Annotated in this window: 16 protein-coding genes; 10 read left to right on the top strand and 6 right to left on the bottom strand. The window is 61.1% G+C overall.

Going from position 1 to position 12,324, the window contains the following annotated elements; genetic code table 11:
• Positions 1 to 62 precede the first annotated feature (62 nt).
• The 5 genes from ACFO3E_RS10490 (at position 63) to ACFO3E_RS10470 (ending at position 4,897) form a co-directional block, all read left to right on the top strand.
• The gene (locus tag ACFO3E_RS10490) at positions 63 to 1,001 is read left to right on the top strand and encodes a tetratricopeptide repeat protein (RefSeq protein ID WP_380804535.1); all 939 of its coding nucleotides are present in this window, start codon (positions 63 to 65) and stop codon (positions 999 to 1,001) included.
• A gap of 194 nt (positions 1,002 to 1,195) precedes the next feature.
• Positions 1,196 to 1,969 (top strand): nucleotidyltransferase, encoded by a 774-nt coding sequence (locus tag ACFO3E_RS10485; RefSeq protein WP_066530677.1) that lies wholly within the window; start codon positions 1,196 to 1,198, stop codon positions 1,967 to 1,969.
• Entirely contained in the window at positions 1,953 to 2,696 is a 744-nt protein-coding gene (locus tag ACFO3E_RS10480; RefSeq protein WP_380804533.1) for a metallophosphoesterase family protein, read from the top strand. Before ACFO3E_RS10485 ends, ACFO3E_RS10480 begins: the two co-directional genes overlap by 17 nt.
• 146 nt (positions 2,697 to 2,842) lie before the next feature.
• Positions 2,843 to 3,499 (top strand): RBBP9/YdeN family alpha/beta hydrolase, encoded by a 657-nt coding sequence (locus ACFO3E_RS10475; protein ID WP_380804530.1) that lies wholly within the window; start codon positions 2,843 to 2,845, stop codon positions 3,497 to 3,499.
• A gap of 141 nt (positions 3,500 to 3,640) precedes the next feature.
• Positions 3,641 to 4,897, top strand: a complete 1,257-nt coding sequence (locus ACFO3E_RS10470; protein WP_380804527.1) for an alginate export family protein — start codon at positions 3,641 to 3,643, stop codon at positions 4,895 to 4,897.
• Here ACFO3E_RS10470 and ACFO3E_RS10465 read toward each other — a convergent pair.
• Positions 4,881 to 5,186 (bottom strand): hypothetical protein, encoded by a 306-nt coding sequence (locus ACFO3E_RS10465; RefSeq protein WP_197486349.1) that lies wholly within the window; start codon positions 5,184 to 5,186, stop codon positions 4,881 to 4,883. The two genes, ACFO3E_RS10470 and ACFO3E_RS10465, sit on opposite strands and share 17 nt — an antisense overlap.
• A gap of 277 nt (positions 5,187 to 5,463) precedes the next feature.
• Here ACFO3E_RS10465 and ACFO3E_RS10460 point away from each other — a divergent pair, with 277 nt between their 5' ends.
• From ACFO3E_RS10460 to ACFO3E_RS10450, 3 genes are all read left to right on the top strand, one after another.
• A complete protein-coding gene (locus tag ACFO3E_RS10460; RefSeq protein WP_380804525.1) occupies positions 5,464 to 5,637 on the top strand; it encodes a helix-turn-helix domain-containing protein in 174 nt (57 codons plus the stop codon).
• 208 nt (positions 5,638 to 5,845) lie between these two features.
• Positions 5,846 to 6,046, top strand: a complete 201-nt coding sequence (locus tag ACFO3E_RS10455) for a hypothetical protein (RefSeq protein WP_380804522.1) — start codon at positions 5,846 to 5,848, stop codon at positions 6,044 to 6,046.
• Between the two features lie 18 nt (positions 6,047 to 6,064).
• Complete coding sequence (locus ACFO3E_RS10450; protein WP_380804520.1) at positions 6,065 to 7,543, top strand: ADP-ribosylglycohydrolase family protein; 1,479 nt, start codon at positions 6,065 to 6,067, stop codon at positions 7,541 to 7,543.
• A gap of 1 nt (position 7,544) precedes the next feature.
• On the opposite strand, the gene ACFO3E_RS10445 is transcribed toward ACFO3E_RS10450, so the two are convergent.
• Positions 7,545 to 7,709, bottom strand: coding sequence for a DUF6771 family protein (locus ACFO3E_RS10445; protein ID WP_380804518.1), 165 nt, complete (start codon positions 7,707 to 7,709; stop codon positions 7,545 to 7,547).
• 86 nt (positions 7,710 to 7,795) lie between these two features.
• Complete coding sequence (locus ACFO3E_RS10440) at positions 7,796 to 7,939, bottom strand: hypothetical protein (protein ID WP_380804516.1); 144 nt, start codon at positions 7,937 to 7,939, stop codon at positions 7,796 to 7,798.
• A gap of 577 nt (positions 7,940 to 8,516) precedes the next feature.
• On the opposite strand from ACFO3E_RS10440, the gene ACFO3E_RS10435 reads away from it, so the two are divergent.
• On the top strand, positions 8,517 to 10,142 hold the full coding sequence (locus ACFO3E_RS10435; protein WP_380804513.1) for a long-chain-fatty-acid--CoA ligase: 1,626 nt from the start codon (positions 8,517 to 8,519) through the stop codon (positions 10,140 to 10,142).
• 580 nt (positions 10,143 to 10,722) lie between these two features.
• On the opposite strand, the gene ACFO3E_RS10430 is transcribed toward ACFO3E_RS10435, so the two are convergent.
• The 3 genes from ACFO3E_RS10430 to ACFO3E_RS10420 form a co-directional block, all read right to left on the bottom strand.
• Positions 10,723 to 10,899 (bottom strand): hypothetical protein, encoded by a 177-nt coding sequence (locus ACFO3E_RS10430; protein WP_156518645.1) that lies wholly within the window; start codon positions 10,897 to 10,899, stop codon positions 10,723 to 10,725.
• A gap of 184 nt (positions 10,900 to 11,083) precedes the next feature.
• Positions 11,084 to 11,254, bottom strand: a complete 171-nt coding sequence (locus tag ACFO3E_RS10425; protein ID WP_197486421.1) for a hypothetical protein — start codon at positions 11,252 to 11,254, stop codon at positions 11,084 to 11,086.
• Positions 11,241 to 11,597 carry a hypothetical protein gene (locus ACFO3E_RS10420; RefSeq protein WP_380804511.1) on the bottom strand — a complete coding sequence of 119 codons (357 nt, stop codon included), beginning with the start codon at positions 11,595 to 11,597 and terminating at the stop codon, positions 11,241 to 11,243. The genes ACFO3E_RS10425 and ACFO3E_RS10420 overlap by 14 nt, the downstream gene beginning before the upstream one ends.
• A 93-nt stretch (positions 11,598 to 11,690) precedes the next feature.
• Between ACFO3E_RS10420 and ACFO3E_RS10415 the strand changes: the two genes are divergently transcribed.
• Positions 11,691 to 11,975 (top strand): DUF6894 family protein, encoded by a 285-nt coding sequence (locus ACFO3E_RS10415; protein ID WP_380804508.1) that lies wholly within the window; start codon positions 11,691 to 11,693, stop codon positions 11,973 to 11,975.
• The last annotated feature ends 349 nt before the right edge of the window (positions 11,976 to 12,324 follow it).

Here is a 12,324-nt window from a genome sequence, read left to right as displayed (position 1 = left end):
GCACTCTATCAATTCCATCGCGTGACGCTAGAGAGCAGTTGGTGATTTGCGGGGGTGAGTAAGTGACGAAGCTGAGCGTGGGGCGCATGGCTCTTATTGGGGCGGCCGGGCTGGCGCTCGTGTCGGTGGGCTATAGCGTGCGGCGCGACAGGCCGCAGGAGAAGGAAAGCGCGGCGTCCGCGCCTTTCGCAGCGGCCGGGCAGCAGCCGTCCGATCCGGAGAGCGTCATTCGCGGCTTGCAGGACAGGGTGGGCGCCACTCCCAATGACGCGGAAGGCTGGCAGATGCTGGGCTGGGCCTATTTCGAGAGCGGACGGCATGCCGATGCCGCGCGGGCGTACCGGCGGGCGGTGAAGCTGGCGCCGGATAATGCGACCTTCTGGTCATCGCTGGGTGAAGCGGTGGTGATGGCGAGCGAGCGCGATCCCATGCCCAAGGAGGCGGCGGATGCGTTCCAAAAAGCGGTGAAGCTCGATCCCAAGGAACCGCGCGCGCGCTACTTCCAGGCGGTGCGCAAGGACCTGGCGAAGGATCATGAAGGCGCGATCCGCGACTGGCTGGCGCTGCTGGCCGACACGCCGCCCGGCGCGCCATGGGAAGCGGATTTGCGCCGGACCATCGAGCAGGTGGGCAAGATCAATGGGGTTGAGGTCAAGGATAGGCTGGCGGCGGTAAAACAGGCCGCGCCGCATCCGCCCATCGGATCGGTGGCGACGGCGGCAATTCCTGGGCCTAGCCGGGAGCAGATGCAGGCGGCGGCGCAGCTTCCCAAGGGTCAGCAGGATGCGATGATCGAAAACATGGTGTCGGGGCTGGAGGGCAAGCTGAAGGCCAATCCCGGCAATATCGACGGATGGATCATGTTGATGCGCAGCCGGATGACGCTGGGCGAGACGGCGAAAGCGCAAGCGGCCTTCGAGGCGGCGCGGAAGGCCAATCCGGGGCAGGCCGGGCGGTTGCGGGATGAGGCGCGGGTGCTTGGGGTGCCGGGGGTTTCATAAAGGGGCGGGAGACAGTGCTTTCCTCGTCACCCCGGACTTGATCCGGGGTCTCACTTGCTTTCACCATCGGCGTTCATTTTAAACAAGCGGAACCCCGGGTCCAGCCCGGGGTGACGGCAGCGGACAAGATATCAAGGCGGAAGAGGTAGCAGACGCAGCGGAACACTCGCCACCTTCGCCCGTTGCAGTCTGAAATGACAGCCGACCCAGCGATCTTCGACCCGCCGCCGGATTCGGTGGCTTTCTATACCGAGAGCCTCCAGCATCTGGTGGAGTCCGGTATCCCATTCATGCTGTCGGGCACCTATGCGCTGGGATGCCATACCGGGATCGTGCGGCCGACGAAGGATCTCGATGTCTTCTGCAAGGCCGGCGACGCGCCGCGCATCCTTTCTTATTTCAAGCATCTTGGACATGCGGTCGAGTTTGAGGATGAGCGGTGGATCGGGAAGGTCTGGAAGGACAAGAACTTCTTCGACGTGATCTATAACATCTCATCGGCCAGCGTGCCGGTGACCGAGGAATGGTTCCGCGATGCCGCTTATGCCGAGGTTTATGGCATAGAGGTTAGGATCACCCCGCCCACTGAATTCATCCTGTCCAAGATCTTTATCCAGGACCGCTATCGCTATGACGGCGCCGATGTCGTCCACATGATCCTGAAACAGCATGAGCGGATCAACTGGCAATGGCTGCTCGATTCCATGGAGCTGCATTGGGAATTGCTGCTCATTCACCTGCTCAACTTTCGATTCATCTACCCGACCGAACGGCATTGCGTCCCCTTGTGGCTGTTCGAGGAGCTGCTGGGCCGCCTGCAGACACGGGCGGAACTGCCGGTGCCCAATATCCGGGTGTGCCGGGGGCGGCTGTTGTCCCCGCGCGACTATCTGATCGACATCACCGAATGGGGCTTCGCCGATGTGGTCGGCAAGGGTCTTGAGGAGAGCCATGACCGGAACAAATGATCCCGCACGGAATGAGGGGCTGACGCTTGCGGCGATCGGCGACCTTCATGTCACAGACACGTCCGAACATCGTTACCGTGCGATGTTCGAGGAGATTTCGGAAAAGGCGGACATATTGGCGCTGTGCGGGGACCTCACCAATTTCGGCAAGACGCGCGAGGCAGAGATTTTGGCCGAGGATCTGCGCGCCTGCTCCATCCCGATCGTCGCGGTGCTTGGCAATCATGATTATGAATGCGGCCAGCCCGAGGAGGTCTCGCGCATCCTGCATGGCGCAGGCGTCACGGTGCTCGATGACCAGGCGGTGGAGATAAAGGGCGTCGGCTTTGCCGGGGTGAAGGGCTTTGTCGGCGGTTTCGGCCGGGGGGAGCTGGGCGCATTTGGCGAGAAGGGCATTAAGACTTTCGTCGAGGAAGCGATCAACGAAGCGCGCAAGCTGGAAAATGCGTTGCGCTCGCTTCGAACCGACCGCTGCGTCGCAGTGCTGCATTATGCCCCGGTGGTCGATACGGTCGAAGGCGAGCCGCCGGAAATCTTTCCCTTTCTGGGTTCGTCCCGCTTGGCGGAGGCGATCGACCGGTTCGACAATGTGCGCTTTGCCGTGCATGGACATGCCCATCGCGGCGCGTTCGAGGGACGGACGCCGCGCGGGGTGCCGGTGTACAATTGCGCGCAGTTCGTGGTGTCGGAGAAATTTGACCGGCCCTATGCGCTGATCGCGATCTGACCTACCCCGCCGTCGAGGCGATGGATGCTGAAACCGGGTCGAAGGGCGCGCAGCAAGTCTCACTTGAGCGGCTGATAGCTTTAGTCGCTCGGCATCTCAACTGATATAGTAGAGATATGATGAAGTTCCGCAGGATAGACTTCATAATGCTCACGCAAGCCACCCTACCGCAACCATGCCCCACCATCCTGACCATTCCCGGCCTGCTGAACAGCGGGCCCGGGCATTGGCAGACGATTTGGGAAACCGAACTGCCCAACTGCCGCCGCGTCGAATTGGGCAGTTGGAACCGGCCGCATCGCAATAGCTGGGTCAGCAACCTCAATGAAGCGATCGCGCGGGTGAAGGGGCCGGTGATCCTGGCGGCGCACAGCCTGGGGTCCCATGCGGTCGCCTGGTGGGCGGCGCTGGAATGCCGGGAATGGAGCCACAAGATAGCGGGGTCGCTGCTGGTCGCACCGCCCGAGGTCGATGTGGGCGGCATCGATTCCCGATTGCTGAGCTTTGCGCCCTCGCCCAAGGCGCTGCTCCCTTTCCCATCGATCGTCGTGGCGAGCCGCGATGATCCCTATATCCGGTTCGAGCGGGCGCGGCAGTTGGCGCGGTTCTGGGGCAGCCGCTTCGCTGATGCGGGACAGGCGGGCCACATCAACGCGGACTCCGGCCTTGGCGAATGGCAGTTCGGGCAATTTCTCCTGACCCGCCTCAGCGGCGCGGGCGCTGCGGAGGATCAGCCAAGCCCTTGGGGCGCTGGATCGCAAGGGGAGAGCAGATTGGAACCCAAGGCCCAGTTCAATGCTTGAAGGCGGCAAGATACATGTATATCACCACCCACCATGATGAAAACATATGTATCGTTAAGTCGGTTTGCCCTGGGTTGTATAGCCCTGTGCTGGAACGGAACCGGTTGGGCGGCCGCTGAAGGGGCAGGGTCGGCTTTCCGGTTGAGCGGCAGTGTTCGCCTGCGTCATGAAATCATCTACGGGCAAGCGCGTGCAGGTTTCGATGCTGAAGATTCGCTGACGAATATTCGGACGCAGCTGCTGGCGGAATATCAGGCTGACGGATGGAGGCTAGGCGCGGAACTGTTTGACAGCCGTGCTTGGGGTGCTGACCCCGGAACGCCGATCTCGACCAATGAGGTCAATACGCTGGAGCTGGTGCAGGCTTATGCGGCGCGGGATTGGAAGGATCCGTTCGGCAGGGGAAGCAGCCTGGGCGTGACGCTGGGCCGGATGACGCTGAACCTGGGATCGCGGCGGCTGGTGGCGGCAGATGATTATCGCAACACGACCAATGGCTATACCGGCATCCGCACCGATCTGGCGGCGGCGAAGGGGTGGAAGGCGACCTTCATCTATACGCTGCCGCAAATGCGTCGGCCCGATGACGCGGAGGGCGTGCGGGATCATAAGGTGCGGCTCGACAAGGAGAGCTTTGACCTGGTGCTGTGGGGCGGGCTGGTCAGCAAGGCCAAGGCGCTCGGTCCGGTAATGGCGGAGGTCAGCTATTTCCACCTGGGTGAGCGTGACGCGCCGGGACGGCCGACGCGCGATCGGTCGTTGAATACGTTTGGCGGGCGGATCATGACCGATCCCGCGCCCGGGCGGTTAGACTATGAGGTAGAGGCTTTCTACCAATGGGGTGGCATCAATGCGTCGCTCGCGCTTACCGCCGTCCGGCAGGATGTCAGCGCCAGCTTCGTCCATGCCGATGTCGGCTACAGTCTAGCTGACAAGTGGAAAACACGCTTCTCGGTGGAGTTCGACCGGGCAAGCGGCGACAGGTCAGGCGGCAGCTATGGCCGGTTCGACACGCTGCTCGGCATGCGCCGTGCGGACTTCGCGCCCGCGGGCCTCTATAATGCCATCACCCGCGCCAACATCGTGACGCCGGGCGTGCGTGTGGAAGCGACCCCGGACAAGCGGCTGGACTGGTTCCTGTCCTACCGCGCCATGTGGCTGGACTCCGCGACCGACGGTTTCGCGACGACGGGCGTGCGCGACGCGAGCGGTCGGTCAGGGAGATTCGCCGGACATCAGGTTGAAGGGCGCATACGCTATTGGCTGATCCCATCGCGGCTGCGGTTTGAATATGACGGGCTGCTGCTGGCAAAGGGCCGGTTCCTGCGTGACGCGCCCAATGCGCCGCCGAAGGACTGGACGGTGTATAATTCATTCAACCTTACAGCGAGCTTCTAGACGGTTCGGCTAGGTCCGTCGCGGGTGATTCGGGCTCCTCCGGCTCGATGCCGATCGCAACGCGGCCTGCATCGGTGATCACCACGCCGATCGCGTGGCCACCCTCGGTCCGCCAAGCGTCTGCGTAAGCGGGCAGTTCCACCTCTGCGGCAAGGCCGCGGCGTATAAGCGCCTGGACAGCCTTGCGGATGCGGGCAGGGGCCTCGCCTACCGCGGCAGGCGGCGGCAGCAGGCTGCCATTGTCGCGCGGCGCGGCGGTGGCCAGCAGGACCAGTTGAATGTCGCTCAACCGAACGGACTCCTTCAAGGGTGCAGGCATGAGCGCCGCTCCCACCACCCAAAGCCCCGTGGATTGTCATCCTCCGAGGGCAGCGGCACTCAATTCGGCCGCGTCGTCACGACATCAGCGTTCGCTCTGTTGGGCCACCAAGTCGAGTAGAATGTGCAAGGATAAGGAGACTTTGGGAGGTGCATCGGCGGGAGGACGCCTCGTTAGCGGAGCGAACGCTAATCCGTCCTTTGTCACTGATCGTCTGTAGATCGATAAGCGACAGGCGCGCTTTAAGATGGGGGTGGATATCCAGCAGCGCCTTGGTCTTACTATACGCCGCCTCCGCGAGGCCAAGGGTTGGAGTCGGGAGGATGATGCCGATCGGGCCGGCATCCACCGCACCTATGTGAGCGACATAGAACGCGGCCGGCGCAATCCCACAATCACGGTTGTCGAAAAGCTTGCCTGACCCTTTGACATCCCGCCCGGCGACCTGCTCAACCTGAACCCCGCCTCATAGCCGCCTGGCTGCGAAGGCTCTTCTGGAGCCACAAGCGAGCTCCTTCGACTATCTCTGCGCATGCCAAAAGCTGGGGGTGGACATTCCGCCCCACGGCTTGTGGGCTGCGAGGTGACCCATTGTCGACAAGGATGAGCTTATATCGAGGCTATTCGCCATGCTGACGGCAGCGTTTGAAGACAGTGCGGCAATGGCGGCTGAAGGGCAGGCAGGCGCGCCCTTGCCGTCGCAGTTTGAGCGCGCCCAGGCGCTGGAAGCGGCAATTCGCGACGCGCACACGATCGTTGAGTCGATCGCGCATCTTTCCGCCGGAGGCAGCGTTTTTCGCGGGGCTCATCCAACGCTTCCCAGGACCTAGGCTGAAAGGAGGAAAAAGGTGCACATCTCTCTACTCCGCACGTCACTCGATTGCCCGCTCACAATCGCTGAGATGAAGGCTGGGCATGGTTACGGTCTGGTTGGTGTTACTTTCTGCCCAGGCAAGAAACAGCCAAGCGCCTGGTCGGACTCATGGGAGCGCGACCTAGATCTAGATCTCGACGCGATCGTCTCCTGGGGCGCAGCAGCCGTGGTGACGCTGATCGAGCCGCATGAGCTCCAGATGCTAAAGGTAGAGAGGTTGGCCGAGGCAGTACGGCAACGCGCTATGCTTTGGTATCATCTTCCGATTGCCGATGTGTCGGTGCCAGGCCCCGAATTTGAGCGAGCATGGCAATCTGCCGGCGCCAGTCTGCGCGCGATCATTCGCGACGGTGGCAACGTCCTTGTTCACTGCAAAGGCGGCCTGGGCCGTGCTGGCACAATCGCCGCGCGTTTGTTGGTTGAGCTGGGTCAGAGCCCTGCCTATGCAATCGCTCGTGTCCGCGAGGCGCGGCCCGGCGCGATCGAAAGCGATGCGCAGCTCCAGCACGTCAGGCGTTTGCGCCCCATTTCCGAACCCGAGCCATACACTGACCGTGTATCCGTCGAGCAGCGCGCCGTCGGCGCGATGCTGGGCCTTGCGGTCGGTGATGCGGTTGGCACCACTCTTGAATTTACCGCCCGCGACAGCGGCCCACCGCTCACCGACATGATCGGCGGTGGCCCGTTCGGTCTTGAGGCAGGGCAATGGACCGACGACACTGCTATGGCGCTGGCGCTGATGGCGAGCCTTACGGAGCACGATGAGTTCGAGGAAGCCGATCTCATGCGGCGTTTTGTGGATTGGCAACGCAACGGCGCCTATTCCTGCACCGGAACTTGCTTCGACATCGGCAACACCACGCTGGACGCGCTGCTGCGCTGGCAAGCCTCCGGCGATCCCATCGCGGGATCGACGGATCCTAGCGCAGCAGGCAATGGCAGCCTCATGCGGCTTGCTCCAGTGGCCGTGCGCTACTGGAATGACCCGACTAGGTTGGACGAGGTTGCGGCGCGCCAGAGCAGAACCACCCATTCTACCATCGAAGCGGTGGATGCCTGCCGCGCCTATGCGCAGCTATTAGCGGAGGCTATCCAGGGTAAGCCGCGCCGTGCCATGCTGGGGCCGCGCAAGTTCATCGGGGCGCCTGGTGTTGAGACTATCATGGGAGGATCTTGGCGTGGAAAGCAGCGACGTGAGATCAGAGCGTCCGGCTATGTCCTGCATTCGCTGGAAGCAGCCCTCTGGTGCGTTGGGAGAACGGGCAGCTTAGAAGAAGCGGTGCTGCTAGCGGCAAACCTGGGTGAGGACGCCGACACGACGGCTGCAATCACAGGCCAACTGGCCGGAGCTATCTACGGAGTAGATGCCATTCCCACTCGCTGGCGGGAACGCCTAGCATGGGGCAGGAAGATCGAAGAGGCGGCGCGGGCGCTGCACCGCGCCAGCCTCTAGCTCAAGCATGGCCGTCGCGCTCGTGAAGAGCGCTGCAGATCATCGCGGCGATGGTCTCTTCAGCGCGGCGGCGGATGCCGTTCTCCTTGCCCGCAAGATCGTGCCGTACCCATTCGGGTGCACGCGCCAGCACGGCTAGTATGGTTCCGGTGATCTTTTCGTCCATTGGTGCGCAAAGGGACTGCAACGTTCCAACCGCAAGGAAAAGAAGTGGCTAGCTCCAGTGGAAGGAAGTGAGACAGATGGGGTCGGTCAAAATCCTATGCTGAGCGCCTGTTCGAATTTGTCGCCGTCGGGCCGCTGGATGATGCGGCGGCTCGTGAGGCTATTCGCCTGCCGATCGAACGCGAGGAGGAGTCGATCGACGATGACGCTCTCGATGAGATCATCGCGCAAGCAAAGGCTATCCCTATTTCCTTCAGGAGTGGGGAAAACATGGCTGGGATGTCGCTGATGCATCGCCCATCACCGCGCAGGATATCGCATCGGCCACTGCGGGCGCCCTTGCCGAACTCGACGCCAGTTTCTTCCGTGTGCGCTTCGACCGGCTGACCCCTGGAGAGAAGCGCTATCTTCGCGCGATGGCGAGCCTCGGACCAGGCCCCCATCGCTCGGGGGATGTGGCCGATGTCATGGGGGTGAAGGTATCCAGCGTCGCTCCAACGCGCAACAGTCTGATCGCGAAGGGAATGTTGTACAGTCCGGCGCACGGGGATACCGCGTTTACGGTGCCGCTCTTCGACGCTTACATGCGACGAATAATGCTGGAAAATCTCCTGCAAAATCGAGGGCGCCCAAAGACTGGGACCGCGTTACCGATCCGTTTTTTGGTAAATGCTGGAATTTCCGCCGCCGCAAACATGGCGCGACGCGCGAGCCGTCTTGGAGTAGCATCATATAAGCCGCGTCATGCAGTCGTTTGGCGCGCCGGCACGCCTTCAAGAAAAGGCGGCATGGAGAGGAGGGCGTTATTTTGCGTAGCCTGATGCAGGACTGGCCCCTTACCGTCGATAAGATACTGGATCACGCCAAGGTCTGGCATGGTGACCGCGAAATTGTCAGCCGCTCGGTCGAAGGGCCGATCGTTCGGACAAGCTATGCGCAGGTGCATGAACGGGCCAAGCGGGTGTCCAACGCCCTCAAGGCGTTGGGGATCGTGCCGGGAGATCGTGTTGCGACACTGGCATGGAACACGGCCCGCCACCTGGAAGTCTGGTATGGTATCATGGGCATTGGGGCGGTGTGCCATACGCTCAATCCCCGTCTGTTTGCTGAGCAGCTTTGCTACATCATCAACCATGCCGAAGATCGCGTCATCCTGACGGATCTGACCTTCCTGCCCATGTTGGCGGAACATCGATTCAAGATGCCCACGGTCGAAGCCATCATCGTCATGACCGATCGCGAGCACATGCAGAACAGCCCTTGGCAGGATGCCCACTGCTACGAGGATCTGGTCGCGCAGAGTTCCCCGGACTGTGCATGGGGCGGGTTTGATGAGAACAGCCCGGCGGGACTGTGCTACACGTCGGGCACGACCGGGCAGCCAAAGGGCGTGCTCTATTCCCATCGTTCGAATTTCCTGCATACGCTGGCCACATTGTCGGTCGAGATGCTCGGCATTTCAGCGGCTGATACCATCATGCCGGTTGTACCAATGTTTCATGCCAATGCCTGGGGGCTGGCCTTTTCCGGTCCGGCGGTCGGCGCCAAACTGGTCCTGCCCGGACCAAAGCTGGACGGAGCGTCGATCCATGAGCTGTTGGAGGCGGAGGGAGTTACCTTCACGGCGGCGGTCCCGACCGTGTGGCAGATGCTGTTGACGCATTTGCGGGAAACGAATGGCAGGCTGACGACGCTCAAGCGCGTCAAGATCGGCGGCTCGGCGCTGCCCGAGGCAATCGCGCGTGCGTTCCGGGATGATTATGGTGTGGAAGTGAGCCAGCTTTGGGGGATGACGGAAACCTCGCCCGTGGGCACCATTGGTGAACTGGTGCCGGAGGTGGCAGCCATGGCAGAGGAAGCGCAGCTGGGCTATCGACTGAAGCAGGGACGCGCGCCGGTGACGCTGGAGATGCGGTTGACCGATGACGCGGGCAATGTCCTGCCGCATGATGGCGTTACCTGCGGCCATCTTCAGGTAAAGGGCCCCTATGTCGTCGGCGAATATTTCAAGGGCGATGGCGGCGTCATATTGGATGGCGACGGATTTTTCGATACGGGCGATGTCGCCACCATCGATGGCTTTGGCTTCATGCAAATTACGGACCGAGCCAAGGATATCATCAAGTCGGGCGGCGAATGGATTTCGTCGATCGCAATCGAGAATATCGCGATGGGACACCCGAAAACCGCCAACGCTGCCGTCATCGGCGTGCCCCATCCCAAATGGGATGAACGGCCCTTGCTGCTGATCAAGCTATGCCGTGGCCAGACCGCTGACAAGCAGGAGTTTCTCGCCTTTCTGGACGGCAAGATCGCCAAATGGTGGATGCCTGACGATGTGCAGTTCGTCGACGATATCCCGCTGGGCGCCACGGGTAAGATCGACAAGAAACGGCTCCGCGATCAGTTTACGGGCTATGCTCTGCCTTCATAGCGCGATCTGCGCGATGATCTGGCATCGACATAGGCCGGTCGACGCTCTTACGCTCAGGCACACTCGCCATCCTGAGCACGACAGTCCTTAGAGCCCGAAAAATGCACACCCCTCGAAGCGGGGGAAGCATCTATCTGGCTGAGAAGCATTGCATACATCTCCACAAAGCGCTCATGGACATCTCTAATGTTGCGGTCGCTTGCCGCGTCAGCCAGTTGCCGGTTCTGTAACAATCTTGCCGCATAATATTCTGCGCGGGGACGAGTCAGGTGCACAAATCCTCCGGGGATGGGCGAGCCGGCATTCTCTCCGCAAAGGCACCGGCTTCTAGCTTGCCTTAGAAAAGTAGCCTCGTCCAAATGCTGGGGGCGTGAATGAAGCGAGGCCCGCAGATTACGCAGAAGGGGCGATCAAGTTCCGCCATGCTCCCGCGTGAGAGCCTTCAACGTCGCCTCGGCAAATTGCCACATTCCGGCGCCATATCCTCGATCAGCTGCTCGCGATCATGGCGCTAAAGAGGCGACAGCGTGTCATCGATTGCCCACATACGAATATGGTGCTTCCATCAGGGGTCGGTCTCTCACCGACCCCACTTAATCTTCATCCGCGACAACCGATCGGCGAGGCTATGATGCCCCTCCTCCAGCAGTTCGTTTATGACGTCCTGCACCTCTTGAGGGTGGAAGGGTTGCCCCTTCTCGATCTGCTCCACCATGACATTGAAGGCGCGGATGGCGGAGTCTGTTTCGGAGATCACGCTTCATCATCCCCCTGATCGGCGTCCTCCTCAACATAAACGGTGATCTCCCACGGGCGTAGAAAGCCCTCGGAATGTCGCTGCGATATGTCACGAGTTGCGGTAAATTATGCCCAATCCCCGGCAACATGTTTTCGCGTTGGGAAACCCCTTCCTTGCTCCCGCGCAAGACGATGTAAACCGTTCAGGGACCTTCATCGCTTTCCCGGCGCTTCGCCATTGCCAGCGCCCCGATCATGAACGGCCCGTCATCGCGCCGCCCTTCCCTGATCTGCTCATAGAAAGGCGCATCGCCTATCCCGCGCGCCTCCAGTTCAGCGGCGACGGTTTCCCGGACTTTTTCAAGCTTCAGCATCTGCAAACGCGGGAAAAACATTGAAGTCTTCGGGGGTGAGCGGCCGGGTTGCCAGTGCTGCCCACACATCAAGCGCGGACTCCTTCAGATCGACGCCGCAATCCTGTGCTTCGACCCAGATCTCGTACCGGGCGCGCAGCGCGGCAGTCACTGTCTCGGGATCATGCCCAGCGAAGCCGCGGACGAAAAGGCGCAGGTCCTCAGGGTGCTTCCGCTCCCGCATTATAGCGACGAAGCCTGTGTGCATCTGGTCGGCGTTGCTGAACTTCACTGTGTTGAGATGATCGCAGTAGCCCTGCCAGCCAGCACAGGATGCATCCCATTCGGGGCGCTCAATGGACATGACCGACTCCTTCCGATTCGTGAAGCCACTATAGAACAGAAAGAGAACATATGGGAGTCGGTTACTGGACGCTGTACGGGGAACTGGAACGCAATGCCGAACGGCGCGCTTTGCGGGTGGAGGCTTCCCATCCCAAAGTTCAACATCAACATCCGAACGCAGTCCCGTATTTCCGATACGGTCCCGGTCCACAGTGATGATCACACAGCGCTTCAGATCGAGCTTGCTCGGTTTGTAGGTGAGCTTCTAAAGGACCACGCAGACCTCATCTGGGTGGATGAGGACTGGCAAATAGACGTCTCGGACGAGACTGGGCTAATTCTCTACGTGCTAAACATCACCGCGATGAAAACGGCGGCAACAGCAAGCATCCCCTAATCCTAACTGCAGGCACAGGAAAAGCCGCTTGCGCTACCTGCCCGCCGGCGTCGGTGGCAGCCTGCGTTCGCCCCTTTTCCGCCCATGACCTGCTGTTCCGGTTCGCGGTGGTAAGCTGCCACGTCCCAGGCGCCCAACTTCCGACATTCAATCGGGCAAGAGAAATGCCGATGGTCACGCATAACGCCGTGCCTATCACTCCCGATGCCGCAAGGCGTAGGCCATCAAACATCAACCAAGCTGCCGATTCTTTCAAGCGACATCGGAAAGAGTCCCCTTAGCGACACCTAAAACTGGCCCCCTTTCATAATGGTTCGTTGCCTGCTGGTTCAAGCGACGGAGTGGCCTT

This window comes from Sphingobium tyrosinilyticum, from assembly GCF_042654265.1.
GTDB lineage: Bacteria > Pseudomonadota > Alphaproteobacteria > Sphingomonadales > Sphingomonadaceae > Sphingobium > Sphingobium tyrosinilyticum.
The sequence above is the reverse complement of the archived record's forward strand: the minus strand, read 5'-3'. Positions and strand labels throughout refer to the sequence as shown.